Origin of the sequence: Corynebacterium sp. HMSC08A12 (genome assembly GCF_001807485.1) — a bacterium.
In the GTDB taxonomy this organism is placed as follows: domain Bacteria; phylum Actinomycetota; class Actinomycetes; order Mycobacteriales; family Mycobacteriaceae; genus Corynebacterium; species Corynebacterium evansiae.
The window spans coordinates 222,565-238,724 of the sequence record NZ_KV789168.1 but is presented as its reverse complement, the minus strand read 5'-3'; the positions used below and the strand labels follow the sequence as shown (position 1 = coordinate 238,724).

16 protein-coding genes, 1 tRNA gene and 1 pseudogene are annotated in these 16,160 nt (G+C 63.3%); 10 read left to right on the top strand and 8 right to left on the bottom strand.

Annotated features, from left to right (window positions below):
- Window positions 1-291 (bottom strand): annotated as a pseudogene (locus HMPREF3166_RS10290) (RNA polymerase sigma factor); the annotation flags it as partial.
- A 223-nt stretch (window positions 292-514) separates the two neighbouring features.
- Window positions 515-1,294: a polyphosphate--glucose phosphotransferase gene (gene ppgK / locus HMPREF3166_RS03030; protein WP_080971968.1), complete on the bottom strand. Its 780-nt coding sequence runs from the start codon at window positions 1,292-1,294 to the stop codon at window positions 515-517.
- Window positions 1,295-1,422: 128 nt separating this feature from the next.
- Between ppgK and HMPREF3166_RS03025 the strand changes: the two genes are divergently transcribed.
- The gene (locus tag HMPREF3166_RS03025) at window positions 1,423-2,400 is read left to right on the top strand and encodes an inositol monophosphatase family protein (protein ID WP_246816909.1); all 978 of its coding nucleotides are present in this window, start codon (window positions 1,423-1,425) and stop codon (window positions 2,398-2,400) included.
- A gap of 178 nt (window positions 2,401-2,578) precedes the next feature.
- Window positions 2,579-2,878: a DUF4193 domain-containing protein gene (locus HMPREF3166_RS03020; protein WP_005295036.1), complete on the top strand. Its 300-nt coding sequence runs from the start codon at window positions 2,579-2,581 to the stop codon at window positions 2,876-2,878.
- Window positions 2,879-2,884: 6 nt separating this feature from the next.
- Here HMPREF3166_RS03020 and HMPREF3166_RS03015 read toward each other — a convergent pair whose 3' ends face one another.
- A complete protein-coding gene (locus tag HMPREF3166_RS03015) occupies window positions 2,885-3,370 on the bottom strand; it encodes a DUF3093 domain-containing protein (RefSeq protein WP_070487598.1) in 486 nt (161 codons plus the stop codon).
- Window positions 3,371-3,469: 99 nt separating this feature from the next.
- Between HMPREF3166_RS03015 and dut the strand changes: the two genes are divergently transcribed.
- The 5 genes from dut (at window position 3,470) to dxs (ending at window position 8,741) form a co-directional block, all read left to right on the top strand.
- Entirely contained in the window at window positions 3,470-3,955 is a 486-nt protein-coding gene (gene dut, locus HMPREF3166_RS03010; protein WP_371327256.1) for a dUTP diphosphatase, read from the top strand.
- 62 nt (window positions 3,956-4,017) lie between these two features.
- Window positions 4,018-4,710, top strand: a complete 693-nt coding sequence (locus HMPREF3166_RS03005; RefSeq protein ID WP_070487596.1) for a DUF3710 domain-containing protein — start codon at window positions 4,018-4,020, stop codon at window positions 4,708-4,710.
- A complete protein-coding gene (locus HMPREF3166_RS03000) occupies window positions 4,710-5,441 on the top strand; it encodes a DUF3159 domain-containing protein (protein WP_051901642.1) in 732 nt (243 codons plus the stop codon). Before HMPREF3166_RS03005 ends, HMPREF3166_RS03000 begins: the two co-directional genes overlap by 1 nt.
- Window positions 5,428-6,750 carry a class I SAM-dependent RNA methyltransferase gene (locus HMPREF3166_RS02995; RefSeq protein WP_070487594.1) on the top strand — a complete coding sequence of 441 codons (1,323 nt, stop codon included), beginning with the start codon at window positions 5,428-5,430 and terminating at the stop codon, window positions 6,748-6,750. Before HMPREF3166_RS03000 ends, HMPREF3166_RS02995 begins: the two co-directional genes overlap by 14 nt.
- 98 nt (window positions 6,751-6,848) lie before the next feature.
- Window positions 6,849-8,741, top strand: coding sequence for a 1-deoxy-D-xylulose-5-phosphate synthase (gene dxs, locus HMPREF3166_RS02990; protein ID WP_070487592.1), 1,893 nt, complete (start codon window positions 6,849-6,851; stop codon window positions 8,739-8,741).
- Here the strand turns inward: dxs and HMPREF3166_RS02985 are convergent.
- Both HMPREF3166_RS02985 and HMPREF3166_RS02980 read right to left on the bottom strand, forming a co-directional pair.
- On the bottom strand, window positions 8,738-10,009 hold the full coding sequence (locus HMPREF3166_RS02985; RefSeq protein ID WP_035003763.1) for a ribonuclease D: 1,272 nt from the start codon (window positions 10,007-10,009) through the stop codon (window positions 8,738-8,740). The genes dxs and HMPREF3166_RS02985 overlap by 4 nt on opposite strands.
- A gap of 71 nt (window positions 10,010-10,080) precedes the next feature.
- On the bottom strand, window positions 10,081-10,704 hold the full coding sequence (locus HMPREF3166_RS02980; protein WP_035003765.1) for a DUF3000 domain-containing protein: 624 nt from the start codon (window positions 10,702-10,704) through the stop codon (window positions 10,081-10,083).
- A 63-nt stretch (window positions 10,705-10,767) separates the two neighbouring features.
- Here HMPREF3166_RS02980 and hemE point away from each other — a divergent pair, with 63 nt between their 5' ends.
- From hemE to hemQ, 3 genes are all read left to right on the top strand, one after another.
- Window positions 10,768-11,925 (top strand): uroporphyrinogen decarboxylase, encoded by a 1,158-nt coding sequence (gene hemE / locus HMPREF3166_RS02975; protein WP_070487590.1) that lies wholly within the window; start codon window positions 10,768-10,770, stop codon window positions 11,923-11,925.
- Complete coding sequence (hemG, locus tag HMPREF3166_RS02970; RefSeq protein WP_070487589.1) at window positions 11,922-13,367, top strand: protoporphyrinogen oxidase; 1,446 nt, start codon at window positions 11,922-11,924, stop codon at window positions 13,365-13,367. Before hemE ends, hemG begins: the two co-directional genes overlap by 4 nt.
- A 121-nt stretch (window positions 13,368-13,488) precedes the next feature.
- Window positions 13,489-14,205 (top strand): hydrogen peroxide-dependent heme synthase, encoded by a 717-nt coding sequence (hemQ, locus tag HMPREF3166_RS02965; RefSeq protein WP_035003773.1) that lies wholly within the window; start codon window positions 13,489-13,491, stop codon window positions 14,203-14,205.
- Between the two features lie 23 nt (window positions 14,206-14,228).
- Here hemQ and msrB read toward each other — a convergent pair whose 3' ends face one another.
- From msrB to HMPREF3166_RS02950, 3 genes are all read right to left on the bottom strand, one after another.
- The gene (msrB, locus tag HMPREF3166_RS02960; protein WP_070487587.1) at window positions 14,229-14,663 is read right to left on the bottom strand and encodes a peptide-methionine (R)-S-oxide reductase MsrB; all 435 of its coding nucleotides are present in this window, start codon (window positions 14,661-14,663) and stop codon (window positions 14,229-14,231) included.
- Window positions 14,656-15,921, bottom strand: coding sequence for a glycosyltransferase family 87 protein (locus HMPREF3166_RS02955; protein WP_070487584.1), 1,266 nt, complete (start codon window positions 15,919-15,921; stop codon window positions 14,656-14,658). Before HMPREF3166_RS02955 ends, msrB begins: the two co-directional genes overlap by 8 nt.
- A gap of 94 nt (window positions 15,922-16,015) precedes the next feature.
- Window positions 16,016-16,091: transfer RNA gene (locus HMPREF3166_RS02950), tRNA-Gly, on the bottom strand.
- Window positions 16,092-16,160: the final 69 nt, after the last annotated feature.

Here is a 16,160-nt window from a genome sequence, read left to right as displayed (position 1 = left end):
CTTGGTTGCCTTCTTGGCCGTCTTCTTCGCGGCCTTGCGCGCAGTCTTCTTGGCAGCCTTCTTTGCGGTTTTCTTCGCCGCCTTCTTTACGGGAGTGGACGCCTGCTCCTCCTGCTCGGCAACAGATTCAGCAGCCTTTGCCGTAGCCTTCCGCGCGGTGGCCTTCTTGGCAACCGTCGACTTCTTCGCCACCTTTCGGGCAGTTTTCTTCGCTGCCGTCTTCTTTGCAACCTTGCGCACAACACCCTCGGTGCTGTCTTCGCCGGTGGTGGTCGAGTCGTTCGCTGCCACGGAAGCCCTTTCACTCGTATTGCATGGTGCACTGAAATGGCCGCCCTATAAGGCCACATTCCGAAGATGAATTGGGGTGCACCAGGTTGCGGCATACCCGCAACCGATGGTTTAGGAGGGGCGTTGAGACCCCTGCTGTGCTAATCGACCGCCCATTATAACTCAAATATCAGCACGGCGTTGCAACCATCCCGGGGATAGAGCGGTTGCTTTCTAGCGAATACTAAGGCTTGATGCCATCCTGCACGGCCATTGCAGCGCCGATAATGCCCGCCTGGTTGCGCAACTTCGCCGGGATGACGTTTTCTTCGACGGTCAACAGGGGAACCCATTTGTCAGCCTTGCGAGAAATGCCGCCGCCGACGATAAAGGTCCTCGGGCTAAACAGGGCGCTGTAGGCGTGGAGAACCTCATCCACGCGAGCAGCCCACTTCTTATAGGACAACTCTTCGCGATCCTTCGCTGCGGAGCTGGCATACCACTCGACGTCACCGTTCTCGTCGTGCGGCAGGTGGCCGAGCTCGGAGTTGGGGAACAGGTGGCCATCACACAGCATGGCCGAGCCGATGCCGGTTCCGAAGGTAAGCATCAGAACTGCGCCTTGCTTCGCACTCTCCTCGCCGTACTTCACCTCGGCCAGGCCGGCTGCGTCGGCGTCATTAAGAACAGCGATTTCCCTTTCGCCGAGGTGGCGCTTGAACAGCTCCTGCATATCGGTATCGATCCACGACTTGTCGATGTTCGCCGCGGAGCGAGCCTTCTGGTCCTTAACTACGGCGGGCACCGTGACACCCACCGGACCGTCCCATTCGGCCATGTCCATCAGCTTGCGCACGACCTCCGCCACTGCATCCGGGGTGGAGGGCTTCGGGGTGAGGATCTTAAAACGCTCGGTGACCAGCTCGCCGGTGTTGAGGTCTACTACGGCGCCTTTCACACCGGATCCACCGATGTCTACGCCGAAACTCAGGTTCTGCTCTGCCTTGTCCTCAGTCATGCCCATAACACTACCTTGAAGATATTGGGCTGCGCTCGGCATCGGGGTCTAGCAGTCTGCCCCGTGGAAGGTGGCTGTGAAGAGTGATCAGGAATGGCAAGGTGGAGAGCATGGAAAACACGGGTTCAGCAAGTATGAGCGCTAAGGCGCGTGAGGTAGCGACGATTTTCCAGCGGGCAGAATCCAACCAGGCGCCCCTGCGAGTGTTCGACGAGGTGTCGACGGCGGGGGAGGCTGGGGCGTCCACAAGAGAAAAAACCCTTAGCCCTGCCGACCTGGAGGCAGTAGCCCTCGAGGTGGCGCGCGAGACGGCTGTCCTTATTCGACGCCGTCGTGGCGAACTCGCCGACGAGCACGGTCACGTCGGCGTGGTGGGGACGAAGACCTCCGAGGTGGATCCGGTGACGGAGGTAGACCAGGCCAGCGAGAAACTCATTACAGAGCAGCTGCTGCAGCGGGTGCCCGGATCCCGCGTGCTCGGTGAGGAAAGCGGCTTGAGTAGCGAGGACAGTGCCCCGGGGGAGGTTCTATGGATCGTTGATCCGATTGATGGAACAGTGAACTTCCTCTACGGGGTTCCGGCCTATGCCGTGAGCATCGCCGCAGTGGTGAACGGTCAGCCAGTAGCCGGAGTGGTGGTGGACGTGACAGGCCAGGTTGCCTACGTGGCGCATGCGGGCGGGCCGGCGCGGCGCTTGAAGGACATTGCCGATAAGGCCGCGGCCGTTACTCTGCGCGTGGAACCGGCGGAGCAGGAGGCAGCGCCTGGTGGAGCACTGGGGAAGGCGCTGGTTGCTACCGGCTTTTCGTACGTGGCTGAAGATCGCCGCCGCCAGGCGGAACGGCTGACCCGCCTGCTGCCGAAGGTTCGCGATATTCGACGGATCGGTTCGGCGGCACTGGACCTGTGTCGCGTGGCAAGCGGGGAAGTAGATGCTTACTTTGAACACGGGTTGGGTCCGTGGGATCACGCGGCGGGATGTCTGATTGCCGCGCGTGCCGGAGCGATCAGCGTGGCCCCGGATTACGACGTGACGAAGGAGGAGAAGGCGCTTGTCTTGGCGGTGAAGCCGGGGGTGGCTGCGGAACTGGCTGAACTGCTGGTGGAATAGCCACGGGGGGATCCTTTTACCCCAATCGGGCGCCAGAGCGCGCGTGAAAGTGACAAGGGGTGTACATGTGCTCTAGGATCCGCGAACAGTGAGACGAGTTAAGGCAATTTTCAGCCAGTCCCGCTGGCTGTTTTGCACTCCATCTGATCGACACAACCGACGTAAGTAAGGACCCCTAATGGCCACTGACTACGACGCGCCGCGCCGACGTTCCGAAGACGACATCGAGACCGACTCTCTGGAGGGCCTGAAGGCCGCCGAGAAGGCCGAGCCGTCCGTTTCCGATACGGATGATGGAGAGATCGTTGAGCCCTTCGACGTACCCATGGCGGACCTTTCTGGCGAGGAGCTGTCCGGTTCTGTAATCCCGCGCCAGAGCGACGAGTTCACCTGCAGCGTGTGTTTCCTGGTGCAGCACCGCAGCTGCATTGCAGAAACCGTTGCCGACGGCGAGTACATCTGCAAGGACTGCGCTTAAGCTGCATTAGTAGATCGGGCGACCAAGCTGCTCCAGAACCTCCTGAGGTTCCTTAGTGGAGATCAGCCAGTAGGGGGTTGGGTCGTCCGGATCGTCCAGGACGAGCATCGCCATCGTCGGGATCCAATTTTTGTGCACGACATAAGCAGCCGGATCCAACTGGCGGCCCATTGCTGCGCGCTTGGCGGTAGGGGGAATAACCAAGCTGCGGCTAACCACGCTTGCGGGCAGTTTTGCCGGCCCGACGTGCAGCCACCGCTCGCCGGAGCTATCTTCCCTGACTTCCACCTTCGTGCGGGAGAAGTAGATCAATGTCCATACGGCCAGCGCACCGGAGATTACGAGGGCGACGTAGAAGGCCCACATCGGACGACCCATCTGCGCCTGCCACGCAATGATCGCGACTACGCCCGCGGCGAACAGCCACCACACTAGGGGTACGCGCTGGTGCTCCGAATACAGCAGCTTTTCCTGCTGAACGTCCGATGCCAATTGAATAACTCCTGATAGTTCTGTTCGCTTTGCGTGCTGTCTAGTAATTCTAGCCCGTGGGGTTTCGAACATCGTAACTTCGGTTGGGTACTTGTAGTCTTGGAGACCGTGACCTTTAAGCAAAATGGACTAGATGGAAATGACGCCCCGCTGCGCATCGTTCGCTTAGACAAGGAGCTGCCCTTGCCGCGACGCGCCCACCCAACGGATGCCGGCATCGACCTCTACACAGCTCAGGATGTGACCATTGCCCCTGGTCACCGAGAGCTTGTAGGGACAGGCATTGCGATCGCATTGCCCGTAGGCACGGTGGGTTTGGTGCACCCGCGTAGTGGGCTCGCACTGAAGAAGGGGCTTTCCATCGTTAACGCCCCGGGGACGATCGATGCGGACTACCGCGGGGAGATCAAGGTATGCCTGATCAACCTAGATCCTGAACAGCCCATTGAGCTGACACGCGGCGAGCGAATTGCACAGTTGCTGGTGCAGGAAGTCAGCCTGTGCGATGTCGAAGAGGTCGAGAGCGTAGAGCAACTGGGGGAGACCGTGCGGGGCGAGTCCGGCTATGGCTCCACTGGGGTTTAGACTCGCAACGCTTAGCTGCACTCGAAGTAACTTAAGAAGCCAACAGAAGACGGAGTTTTGAGATGTTTGGTCGCAAGAATAACGACGACAAGAATCAAGTAGAGGAAGCTGTTCAGCCGCAGCAGGATCAGCCAGAAAACGACTTTGGCCCGTTTGACGGCGACACGGTGAACTTCCAGGACTTCGACTTCTCGGATTTTGCCGCGGGAGCTTTGGATCTGGGCTCCATGCTCATTCCGGTGCCGCACGGCGGTGAGGTCAAGGTGGATATGGGGCCGGAGGGGCCGCAGATGATTCACCTGGAGATCGACGGTGGGCGCATTACCCCGATTGCCTTCGCTGCACCGCGAAACGGTGACCTGTGGGCCGAATCTGTCGAGGAGACGGTCGCGGGCATGACGAAGGACGGCCTGGACGTTCACGTCGAGGACGGCCCGTGGGGCCAGGAGATCTGCGCGGTAGCCGGTGAGGGGCAGATGCGCCTGATCGGCGTGAACGGTCCGCGTTGGATGTTCCGGGCGACGCTGGCCGGAGAGAAGTCCAAGGCGGACGAGTTGGCCAAGGTGGGCCGGGAGATCATCGCACGTACCTTTATCCGCCGCGGCAGCGACCCAATTCCGGCCGGCCAGCCTTTGCCGGTGTTGATGCCGCAGGCCATGGCGGATGCTTTGCAGGAGCAGCTGCAGGAGCTGGCCCACCGCCAGAATGCCGAATCCCAGGGAGCTACCCGGAATCTGGGCGAGGATCTGCAGTAATGGCAGGAAAGACAGAGCCGCAACAGGGCGGCGATGCAGCCCAGGCCACCCTGCTGGAGCAAATGGGAGGCCTGTCCGGACTGGTCTCCTCCACGTTGCCCGTGCTGGTTCTGGTGCCGGTAAACAGCCAGTGGGGTCTGGGACCCGCGCTGATTTCTGCGCTGGCGGTTGCAGTGTTGATTCTGGTGTGGCGCGTAGCGCGCAAGGAGAACCTGCAGCCGGCGATCTCCGGCTTCCTCGCGGTCGCGCTGTGCGCAGCGATCGCCTGGATCATGGGGGATGCAAAGGGCTATTTCGCCTACGGCATCTGGTACTCGCTGGTGGCAGGCATCGCATCCATTATTTCGATCTTTGTTCGCTGGCCGCTGGTCGGCGCGGTATGGCGCGGCATCAATGGTGATGATCACCGCTGGCGCACGAACCGCCGAGCAGTGCGGGCCTTCAACATCGCCACCCTTGCGTGGGCCGTGGTGTTCTTCGCCCGCTTTGCCGTTCAGCAGTGGCTCTATGCTGGCGATAAGACTGACGCCCTCGGGTACACCCGCATCGCAATGGGATGGCCCCTGACGCTGGTAGCAGTGGCGGTCACCGTTTGGGCAGTGAAGGCAGCGAACCGAGCGGAGGGGCGGCACTCGGAGAAGCCGGGCGAAGACGCGCAAGACCCAACGCAGATCGAAGCGGAAAGCGTAGAAGAAGGTATCGAAGAGGTGGAGGCTGATGGGCGTCACTAAGAAGGAAGAAGTAGTGATCGACCTGGCGGGTCCGGCGAACGGCGGCACCGTGATCGGCCGACTGGACGGGCAAATCGTGTTCGTGCGCGGTGGACTGCCGGGCGAGAAGGATGTGACGGTGGCGCTGGATCCGGCGCGGAACTCGAAGTCTAAGAAAGGTTTCCGCAACGGCGAGGCTGTAGCCATCGGACAGCCGAGCCCCCACCGTGTGTCCCCGGCATGCCCGGCAGCACAGGCTGGGGCTGGGTGTTGCGACCTGGATTTCGTGGACGCAGCCGGGTCGCTGGACTATAAGAAGCAAGTGGTGCTGGATCAGCTGGCTCGCGTGGGCAAGATCGATGCCGAATCCCTACAGAATGTCACCATCGATACCGAGAGCCTGCAGCCCTTCGCGGGCTCGCGCACGCGCGTGCGTCTGGCAGTGGACGGGGAGGGCAACGTCGGCCAGCGGGCACGCGGCTCGCACCAGGTGGTGCCCGTAGAGCACCCCTGTGCGCAGTGGAGCGAGGCGCTGCGAGAAGGGCTGGCCGAAGAAATCGAGCAGCTGCGAGCGGCCGGGAACTTGGTACCCAACACCGAGATCGCCGTTGCCGTGGCAGATGACGGCACTCGCAAGATGGTGCAGCTGCGGGGTAAAGCCACGGATGGTGCGGGCGAGATCCCCACCGTTTCCCGCACCGTGCACTTTGGGGTCGGCCTCGACCAGGAGTTCAACGTGCAGTGGGAAAGCCAGGTGCAGGACTTCTGGCAGGCGCACCGTGTAGCGCCGGAGTTCTACTCCGCCTGGATTGCCCGCCACATCCCGCCGGTGGCGCAGGGGCAGAAGGCTGAGGGGGCAAAGCCTAAGCAGTCGATTGCGTGGGATCTGTACGGCGGCGCTGGAGTATTCAGCGCGCCGCTATCCCGCAAGGCCGACCGAGTGGTCTGCGTAGACGTGGCCGGTAGCGCCAGCGAGGCAGGGGCACAGGCCCTGGCGGCGGCTGGCATCGACAATGTCGAGTTTGTCGGTGGCGATGTGGCGGGTCTGGTTCCCCAACTGCCAAGCGGAGGATCCGTGCACGCGGTGGTTCTGGACCCGCCGCGCACGGGCGCGGGCACGCAGACGGTTGCCGATATTGCCAAGGCCCGCCCGCGGCACGTCGTTCACGTGGGATGCGACCCGGCCACCGCCGCCCGCGACCTTTCAGCTTGGATCGACAACGGATACGCAATTAAGGAGCTGTGCGTGGTGGATGCCTTCGGCCTTAACCACCACGTAGAACTGCTGGCATATTTGGTTCCGGACCGCCGCGGTCGCGCAGGCTCTTAAACCCCGGTAGGGGATTCTTTCAAAACACTTGAGCGCAGTTAGAATGGACAGACAAAACATTCGGCGCGAGACATGAGGACGGAGAAGAGTAGTTTCACATGGGAATTCTCGATAGGGTGTCTTCGCCCGCTGACCTCAAGGGGCTGGACGCAGACCAGCTAGAGCAGCTGGCCGCGGAGATCCGCGAGTTTCTTATCCAGAAGGTCTCCGCAACCGGCGGCCACCTGGGACCGAACCTGGGCGTTGTAGAGCTGACGATCGCCATGCACCGGGTATTCGACTCGCCTTCGGACCCGCTGATTTTCGACACCGGCCACCAGTCTTATGTGCACAAGATCTTGACGGGTCGCCGGGACCTTTTCGACACGCTGCGTCAAAAGGACGGGCTCTCCGGTTACCCGGATCGGGCGGAGTCTCCCCACGACTGGACTGAATCCTCCCACGCTTCCGCCTCGCTGTCCTACGCAGATGGTCTGGCCAAGGCCTTCGAGCTGACCGGACAGGTTCACCGCCACGTCGTCGCCCTAGTCGGCGACGGCGCGCTGACCGGCGGCATGACGTGGGAGGCGCTGAACAACATCGCCGCCGCGAAGAAGCGCAGCCTGGTCATCGTCGTCAATGACAACGGCCGCTCCTATTCGCCCACGATCGGCGGCCTGGCCGAGAACCTGGCAGCGCTGCGCCTGCAGCCGATGTACGACCGGGTGATGGATACCGGCAAGTACGCCCTGGGTCGAATGGGCTGGGTGGGCGACCGCGCCTTCCAGGTGATTCACGGCCTCAAGGAGGGCGTGAAGCACACCGTCATCCCGCATGAGATGTTTCCGGAGCTGGGCCTGAAGTACATTGGCCCCGTCGATGGCCACGACCTCAAGCAGGTCGAGAACGCTCTGCGCTACGCCAAGGACTACGGCGGCCCCGTGATCGTCCATACCGTCACGCAGAAGGGCAAGGGCTTCGACCCCGCCGAGCAGGACGAGGCCGACCAGATGCACTCCACCGGCGTGATCGACCCGATCACCGGTGAGTCGATGGCGAAGAAGACCGAGGGCGCGATCAGCTGGACCAAGGTGTTCTCCAACCACCTGATCGACATTGCCAACGAGCGGGAGGACATCGTCGCCATCACCGCCGCCATGGCTGGCCCGACCGGCCTGGCCGACTTTGCTAAGGTCCACCCCAGCCGCACCTACGACGTCGGCATCGCCGAGCAACATGCTGTGACCTCCGCCGCCGGCCTGGCTCTCGGCGGCCTGCACCCGGTAGTGGCCGTCTACTCGACGTTCCTCAACCGCGCATTTGACCAGCTTTTGATGGACGTCGCCCTGCTGAAGCTGGGCGTCACCATCGTCCTCGACCGCGCCGGCATCACGGGCTCCGACGGCGCCAGCCACAACGGCATGTGGGACTTGTCGATCACCGGCATTGTCCCCGGCATCCACGTCGCCGCCCCGCGCGACGCGCGCACCCTGCAGCTGGCACTCGACCGCGCAGTGGCCATCGACGATGCTCCGACCGTCGTGCGCTTCCCGAAGGGCAACGCCCCCGCCGATGTGCCCGCCGTGCGCGAGGAGGCCGATTACGACGTCCTGTTCGAGCAGGGCGGAGAGCAGGCCGACGGTCGCGTACTCATTGTCTCTTTCGGAGCTCTTACGGACCAGGCTCTGGGGGCTGCGCAAGCTCTTTGTGACGCCAACTTCTCCGCCACCGTCGTGGATCCCCACTGGGTAGTTCCCACTGCGGATAGCTTGCTGGAGCTCGCCCGCGACTTCGACCTCATCGTGACGATCGAGGACAACGGCGTGCACGGCGGAGCGGGTAGCCGTCTGCACTACGACCTGTCCCAGGCAGGCATCGACGTGCCCGTCCGCAACCTGGGCGTACCGCAAGAGTTCCTGGCTCATGCCTCGCGCGGCGAGGTGCTCGAGGAGCTGGGCCTGGACGTGGAGACCGTCGCCCGGACCGTCGTGGGTTACGCGGAGAAGCTCTAGCCTGCGTAGACTGCCGCGACGGCAGGGGTGACAGCGTCGAGCAATAACTCCACCTGCCACGGTCGCAGCCCCAGGGCGGACCACTTTTCGCCGAGCAGTTCCTCCCACTCCGCGATCGGGTCATCGGCCCCATCTAGCGCGCTTGAGTCTTCGGCCTGCCAGCAGGACCAGGCAGCTTGGCGCAGATTTTTCCTGGTAACAACCGTGTCGAGGCGGATCTGCAGGCGATCCGCTACGTCATCGGCCGCGGAGAGAATCGCTTCGGAGTAGGCAGCCGCACGGGGGTATTCCTCCGGCCAGACTTTGTGATCCGGAATGCCGCGCGTGGGGTTTCGCGGCGGCAGGAACTGTTGGGTTTCGAGGTCTTGGGTCTCGGACGTGAGGGCGTCCGAAAGAAGCTCGGCCATGTGCCTGCGAGCCCGAGGTTTCATGCGCGCCCGCGAGTGATGCAGGCAGGAGTTCAACTGCCGCAGCGCACCGGCGCGGTCGCGATCGGCACGGCCGGCGATGTCCACGAGGTCACGGCTGCGCAGGATGGCCTCCGGGGAGATGTCGCCGCGGCGGGCCATGGTGTCGCGGGATTCCCAGAGGTCGTGGGCGATCCGGCGGGGCAGGGCGCCGCGCAGAGAACTCAAGCCCTTCAGACTCGTCCAGTCGTTCGCGGACAGGGGAGAGGCGGATGCCAGCACGTGTGCGCACTCCTGGACATACCACTCGGTGCGACCCGCCTCGGTGAGGTCATCGAGGCAGTGTTCCAGTAGCTCCAGCAGCCATTCGACGTCCAGGGCGGCGTAGTTCAGCATCGCGTCGGTCAGCGGCCTGCGCGACCAGTCCGCGTTGCCTTTATCCTTGGGCACCTCAATGTCGAAGTAGGCCTCCAGCATGCCGGAAAGGCCGATGCGCTCGGCCCCGAGGATCTGCCCGGCAATCTGCGTGTCGTGCAGTACCTGTGGGTGCCAATCCAAGGCCAGCAGACATGGAAGGTCGGTGTGCGCGGCGTGGAGCACCCATTCGGCTTCGTTCACGACCTTGGCCATGCGGCGGGTGGCTTGGGGTTCGGCCTCCGGATCAATCAGAAAGGTGCCGGAGCCGTGGCGACGCAGCTGGATCAGGAACGCGCGATCGTCGTAGCGGTAGGCAGAGGCGCGCTCCGTGTCGATGGCGATGGGGCCGTGGCCTGCGGCGAGTGCGCGGGCGGCTGCGTCGATGTGCTGCGGGGTATCCCGCAGTACCGGGGTGCCGGCGGCGGGGACAGAGACAAAACTCACGGCTCTAACGATACGTCAGCCCGCCGGTTACCTCGCCCCGGAGCCTCCCACCTGTACTAGAAGTTGTTTTACTAGGAGTCGTTGGCGGCCGCGGTGCCCGCGGGGCGGGCACCGAAAGCCAGGCTGGTCACACCCTCGGGCGGCAGGCCGGCGACGTTAGCCAGCACCTCCGCGAAGGCTTGGACGTGGCCCGTGAGGTCGGAACCGGTGGCGGTCCAGGAGGCGCGCATCTCCAGTTGGAAGGCGCGCGGTGGGCCGCCGATCTCTCCGTAGCGGACGGAAGCAGTAGAAGTCACCGTGCCGCCGAGGTCGGTGTATTCACAACTCGGGGAATCCAGCTGCTCCTTGAGCCAGTCCCATGCCACGTCCGGCAGCAGCGGGTCGGAGGCCACGGCGGCATCCATGTCCGCCTGGATGTAGGCGACCATGCGCATGCGCTTGCCCTTCCATTGCTCTTCGCCCTGCGGGTCGTGGAGCAGGATCAGGCGGCCGAAGGCATCGCCGGCGGGGGTTCCGGTGCTGTCGTCACTGTCCTCGTCGGCGGGCAGCACCTCGAGGCCGATGGCGTGGCTGAGGGGTGCGAGGTTGCGGGGCGGTCGGATGTCTCCGACGCTGATGCCGCGACGCACTTGTGCTTCCGACATGGAGCGCACCGCTTCGTGGAAGTACTCTGGGATCTCAGTCTCTTGGCTCACAAGGCCTAAACCTAGCCTTTAAGGTTTGTCGCGTTTGTGAGGCGCGCCGAGGGCGCTGGCATAATGGCATCTATGACGAGTGAGCCTATTGATTGCCCCATCCAAGCTGATACCGCTGCCGCCGAAGCGCGGCGTCGCGCCCACAAGGACGCGCCGTTCCTCGCCGCAGCGCGCGGAGAAACCCCTAGTCGCCGCCCGGTGTGGATGATGCGCCAAGCCGGACGCTCGCTACCGGAGTACCGCGAGATCCGTAAAGACTACGGAATGCTGGAATCCTGCTTTAACCCGGAGCTGCTCGCGGAGATTACCCTGCAGCCGGTTCGTCGGCACGATGCGGACGCGGCGATCCTGTTTTCCGACATCGTGGTGCCGCTCAAGGCCGCAGGAGTGGATCTGGATATTGTGGCCGGCCGCGGTCCCGTCGTACAGCACCCCGTGCGCACGGCAGAGGAGGTAGCTGCGCTGCCGATTGTGGAGAGCAGTCAGCTCGATAGCATCGTCGAAGGCATCGGCGGTGTGCTGGAGGGGCTGCGCGACGACCAGGTTCTCATCGGTTTCGCCGGTGCTCCGTTTACGCTTGCCTCCTACCTCGTCGAGGGCGGTCCCTCGAAGAACCACGAGGTCACGAAGGCCCTGATGTACTCGCAGCCGGATGTGTGGCATGCCCTGATGCGCCAATTGACGCCCACTATTATCCGCTTCCTGCAGGTTCAGGCAGAGGCTGGTGTGGATGCCCTGCAGTTGTTTGACTCCTGGGCCGGCTATCTGACGGCGCGGGATTACCGCGAGTTCGTCCGCCCGTACTCCACCGAGATTTTCAATGCGATGCGCGCCTATGGCGTGCCGATGATCCACTTTGGCGTGGGCACCGGGGAGCTGTTGGGCGACATGGCTCTGGCCGGCCCCGACGTGGTGGGCGTGGATTGGCGCGTGCCGCTGGATTCCGCAGCCACCCGCGTATCCGCCGCGTTGCAAGAGGCTAACCCGACGGCGGAGCCGACCACCCGCGCCAAGGCGCTGCAGGGCAACCTGGATCCGGCTGTGCTGTTCGCTGGTTCGGACGTTGTAGAGGCGCAGATCGCCCGCATCTGTGCCGAGGCCGACCGCGCCATCGAGCGCGGCCAGGCCCGCGGACACATCTTCAACCTGGGGCACGGGGTTTTGCCGAACACCGATCCCGATGCCATCACCCGCGCCTTCGAGGAGGTACACAAGCGATGAAGGCCAACCAGTTTTCCTGCCACTTCGAGAAGCTAGATACCTCCGGGCTGGAGGGGCTGCGCGTCGCCATTATCGGCGGCGGCATCGCCGGCCTGGCCGCGGCATGGGAGCTGCGCCGGCAGCTGGGGCCGAACGCCCGCATCCTGCTGACTGAGGCCTACGATCGCCTGGGCGGAAAGCTAAAGACGGTGAACTATGCCAACGGTCCGGTGGATATGGGAGCGGAGGCCTACATGGGTTTCCGCCAGGACTTCACTGAACTGGTTGAGTCCGTTGGGCTGGGGGACCAGTTGTGTGTGCCCTCTGGCCTGCCAAGCGGTTTCTATGTGGACGGTGCGCTGGTGGATATTCCGCGGCGCACGTTGATGGGCATCCCTTCCCGCGGCGCGGACGTTGCCGAGGTGGTGGGGCAAGACGGTGCTGCGCGCATCGACGCCGAGCGTAACGGGCAGCCCATGACCTGGACGCCGGGACAGGACACGTCAGTCGGACAGTTGGTAGAAGCCCGCCTGGGCCGCATTGTGGTCGACCGCTTGGTCTCCCCGCTGCTGGGCGGCGTGTATTCCTGCAACGCTTTTGACCTGGGAGTGCGCGCCACGCTTCCGCAGCTGGCGGCGGAGCTGGATCGCCGTGGCGCGGAGGGCCAACCGTTCTTCCTGGTGGATGCCATCGAGCACCTTCTTTCCCAGCGCCCCGAGCCCAAGGAGGGGGAGAAGCCGAATCCCGTCTTCCGCAGCCTGCGCGGGGGTTACGCCAGCCTGGTAGACGCGCTGGTGCGCCACGCAAATCCGGAGCTCCTGCGCAACACCGCAGTGGAATCCATCGGCCGCACTCGAGGCGGCTACTACATCGATCCCATCGGCGAGTTCGATGCCGTCATCATCGCCACCCCGGCGCCCACTGCGTCGGCCATCCTGCAGTACATGGCTCCCACCGCCGCGGACGTGCTGGGTGAGATCGACCTCGCCAGCAGCGTAGTCGTCGGCATGCGCATGGCTTCTGCACACGGCATCCCGGAGCGTTCGGGCGTTCTTTTGGGAAGTGACGCCCCCACGGAGGCGAAGGCTTTCACGTTCTCGTCTCGTAAGTGGCCGCACCTGGCCGAACGCGGGGGAGCCATTGTGCGGGCTAGCTTCGGCAGCTTTGGCAACCCGTGGCACCTGGAGGTAGATAACCGTGCCCTGCTGAGCTTCGCGGTCGAGGATCTGGAGCGCATCACCGGCGAGCGGAAGACCCCGGAGGAGTATTTCGTCCAGCGCTGGTGGGGTGGCTTGCCGCGCTATGGCGTGGGCTACATGGATGCAATGTCCCAGGCCTACGACGAGGTACTGGGTATCCGCGGGCTGGCGCTTGCCGGTTCGATGCTCAACGGTGTGGGCGTGCCCGCAACCGCCGCTTCGGGCGTGGAGGCCGCGCGGGAGATCATCCGCGAGATGGCGTGATCCACCCCACGCCTAGCTCCTCAGGAGGGTGATCTCGCGTAGATTGGATTTGGTATAAGCCGTTAACGGCTGCCATAGAACCTATGAATGGAACTCAGAAAGGCTAAAGAGGCTAAACACCATGACTGAACTGAACGCGCAGGAAATCAAGCGTCTCAACGCCGTCGTTCGCTTCGCCACCTACTCGGTCTTCAAGATCGAGCCGGGCGTGCTGGGGGATCGCGCGGAGGTAGCTGCTGATTTTCAGGCATTCATTGATTCCTTCGAGGATGAGGACCTGGTTATCCGCGGTGTCTACGACCTGTCCGCACTGCGCGCCGAGGCCGACGTCATGATCTGGTGGCACGCGGAGAAGATGCAGGATCTGCAGGTGGCCTACCGCCGCTTCCTCAAGGAAACCAAGCTGGGGCAGGCCTGCGAGCCGGTATGGTCCAACACCTGCCTGCACCGCCCGAGCGAGTTCAACAAGGCTCACCTGCCGTCCTTCATCATGGGCGAGGAGCCGGGCGATTGGATCTGCGTCTACCCGTTCGTTCGCAGCTACGAGTGGTACACCATGGATCGCGCGGAGCGCTCCCGCCTGCTGCGCGAGCACGGCAAGGCCGCCCTGGGCTTCGACGAGGTTCGTGCTAACACCGTTCCCGCCTTCGCACTGGGTGACTACGAGTGGATCCTGGCCTTTGAGTCCCCGACCCTGGAGCGCATCGTCGAGCTGATGTACAAGATGCGCTACACGGAGGCTCGCCACCACGTGCGCGAGGAAATCCCGTTCTTCACCGGTCGCCGCGTTAACGGCGACAAGGAGGAGCTGGCTAGCTTCGTGGAGTCGCTGGCCTAGCAGCATCCGGCCCTAACTGGGCTCTAGCTGGCCGGATCCTCGGCCGGCTGCAGCGTCAAAGCAATGCTGTTGATGCAATAGCGCAAATCAGTGGGCGTGGGATAACCCTCGCCCTCGAAAACATGGCCCAGGTGGCCTTCGCACTGCGCACACAGAACCTCGATGCGGCGCATGCCGAGGGAATCGTCGACGCGGGTAATCACCGCGTCCGAATCCTTCGGGTCGAAAAAGCTCGGCCAGCCGCAGTGCGAGTGGAACTTCTCGGTCGAGCGGAACAGTTCCGCGCCGCAGCCCTTGCAGGCGTACACACCCTCGGTCTCGGTGTCCGTGTACTCGCCCTTAAAGGGGGCCTCGGTTCCGGCCCGGCGGAGCACGGCGAACTCCTCAGGGGTCAGGCGCTCGCGCCATTGTTCGTCAGTGAGCTCGCGGAAATCAGCGGTCGGGTTCAACTCAGCCATCAGTAGCTTCTCCTGTCCTAGTCTTCTCCCGGTAGAAAAGACCATTCGTGTGTACATCGCCTAGGGGGTGGACGTTGTGGCGTCGATCCCTAAAGAACCACATCGTAGAAACCACCGCAGCGGCGACCAGCAACAGTGACCAACCAATAGTGCCGCGCGTATATTCCGCCACCCGGCCGTAGTTGACCCACCGGTCCGAGAACCACGAATCGTGGCTGAAGAAGAAGTACACTCCCAGCCACGCCACGGGGCTGTGCATCACGGAGCGGGAGGAAAGAACCGTGAAGAGGATCGGCAGCAGCAGCATCGAGTAGTACATCTGGCCTAGGCTGCTAATCAGGAACACGCCCGTCAGAAGCACGCCGGCGGTGGTGGCGGCCCACATCACCGGATCGCGGTCGCGGAAGCGCAGCAGCATCGCCAACGCCACGAGCACGCAGATGGCGGCCAAAATGCGCCACAGCCAGATCGTCCAATCCGGGAAGCCGAAGTACACGCCCACGCCGGGGATCGACGAGTTGGCGAAATCCCGCACCCCGCCGAGGTAGGGCAGCAGCTTGTCGAAGTAATCGCCCGCGTTTGTGGTGAGCGGCCAGGCGATGACGTTCATGGCGACCGGGATCGCCAGTCCAGTGGCGATGGTGGACAGCTGGCGGCGCATCAGGGGAATGAAGAGCAGCGGCAGGAACTGCGGCTTGATCGTGATGGCCAGGCCGATGACGATACCCGCCAGAACTCCTCGGTTGTTGATGAGCAGCCACAGGAACAGCGCCTCGGCCAGCAACAGCACGCCGTTGATGTTGCCGAACCCGAGGGTGTTGGCGATCGATTCGGAGCTGAAGAGGAAGAAGATGCCGACGGGTAGAACCCAGGAGCGCAGGGAATAATCAAAGAGCTTCGTGAGCACCACGACCGCCAGCACCGCCGCAACACCGTTGCCGACCACGTACACGGCCCGCGCGAGGTCGATGTTCGTTAGCAACGACAGGGGGCTCAGCAGCAGCGTGGCGCCGGGGGAGTAGAGGTAGTGCGGATCCGTGGAGGAGTAGTCCTGGTCGTAGATCGCCTCCTGGGCGCGGAACTTGTACAGCGCTGAGATAACCGTGCCGAAGTCGTCGGTGAGTCGCGAGTTCCAAGGGTGAACGAATACGCGATGGATAAAGGTCATTACAGCCAGCGGCCAGAACACCCAGCAGAGGATCTGGGAGGTGTCCACGCGGCTTTCTGCACGTGTAGAGGAAGAATTCTCGGCGTTCATCGCCGACTAATTTTAGCCCCCGAATCTCCCCGGGAGCGCTGCCACGCCGCTGGTAAGGCATGAAAAAAGGGGGCATGGCGCCCCCAAAAAACTTTGGAGCGGATGACGAGACTCGAACTCGCGACCCTCACCTTGGCAAGGTGATGCGCTACCAACTGCGCTACATCCGCGTGCGAAAGGGTTTAATCCTTCGCAGGTGGATCCGAAGATCCTGTGCGCGATACTGGGATCGAACCAGT

Coding starts and splice junctions, on each gene's coding strand:
- ppgK (WP_080971968.1), bottom strand. CDS start 1,294: ATGGGCATGACTGAGGACAAGGCAGAGCAGAACCTGAGTTTCGGCGTA.
- HMPREF3166_RS03025 (WP_246816909.1), top strand. CDS start 1,423: ATGAGCGCTAAGGCGCGTGAGGTAGCGACGATTTTCCAGCGGGCAGAA.
- HMPREF3166_RS03020 (WP_005295036.1), top strand. CDS start 2,579: ATGGCCACTGACTACGACGCGCCGCGCCGACGTTCCGAAGACGACATC.
- HMPREF3166_RS03005 (WP_070487596.1), top strand. CDS start 4,018: ATGTTTGGTCGCAAGAATAACGACGACAAGAATCAAGTAGAGGAAGCT.
- HMPREF3166_RS03000 (WP_051901642.1), top strand. CDS start 4,710: ATGGCAGGAAAGACAGAGCCGCAACAGGGCGGCGATGCAGCCCAGGCC.
- HMPREF3166_RS02995 (WP_070487594.1), top strand. CDS start 5,428: ATGGGCGTCACTAAGAAGGAAGAAGTAGTGATCGACCTGGCGGGTCCG.
- dxs (WP_070487592.1), top strand. CDS start 6,849: ATGGGAATTCTCGATAGGGTGTCTTCGCCCGCTGACCTCAAGGGGCTG.
- hemE (WP_070487590.1), top strand. CDS start 10,768: ATGGCATCTATGACGAGTGAGCCTATTGATTGCCCCATCCAAGCTGAT.
- hemG (WP_070487589.1), top strand. CDS start 11,922: ATGAAGGCCAACCAGTTTTCCTGCCACTTCGAGAAGCTAGATACCTCC.
- hemQ (WP_035003773.1), top strand. CDS start 13,489: ATGACTGAACTGAACGCGCAGGAAATCAAGCGTCTCAACGCCGTCGTT.
- msrB (WP_070487587.1), bottom strand. CDS start 14,663: ATGGCTGAGTTGAACCCGACCGCTGATTTCCGCGAGCTCACTGACGAA.
- HMPREF3166_RS02955 (WP_070487584.1), bottom strand. CDS start 15,921: ATGAACGCCGAGAATTCTTCCTCTACACGTGCAGAAAGCCGCGTGGAC.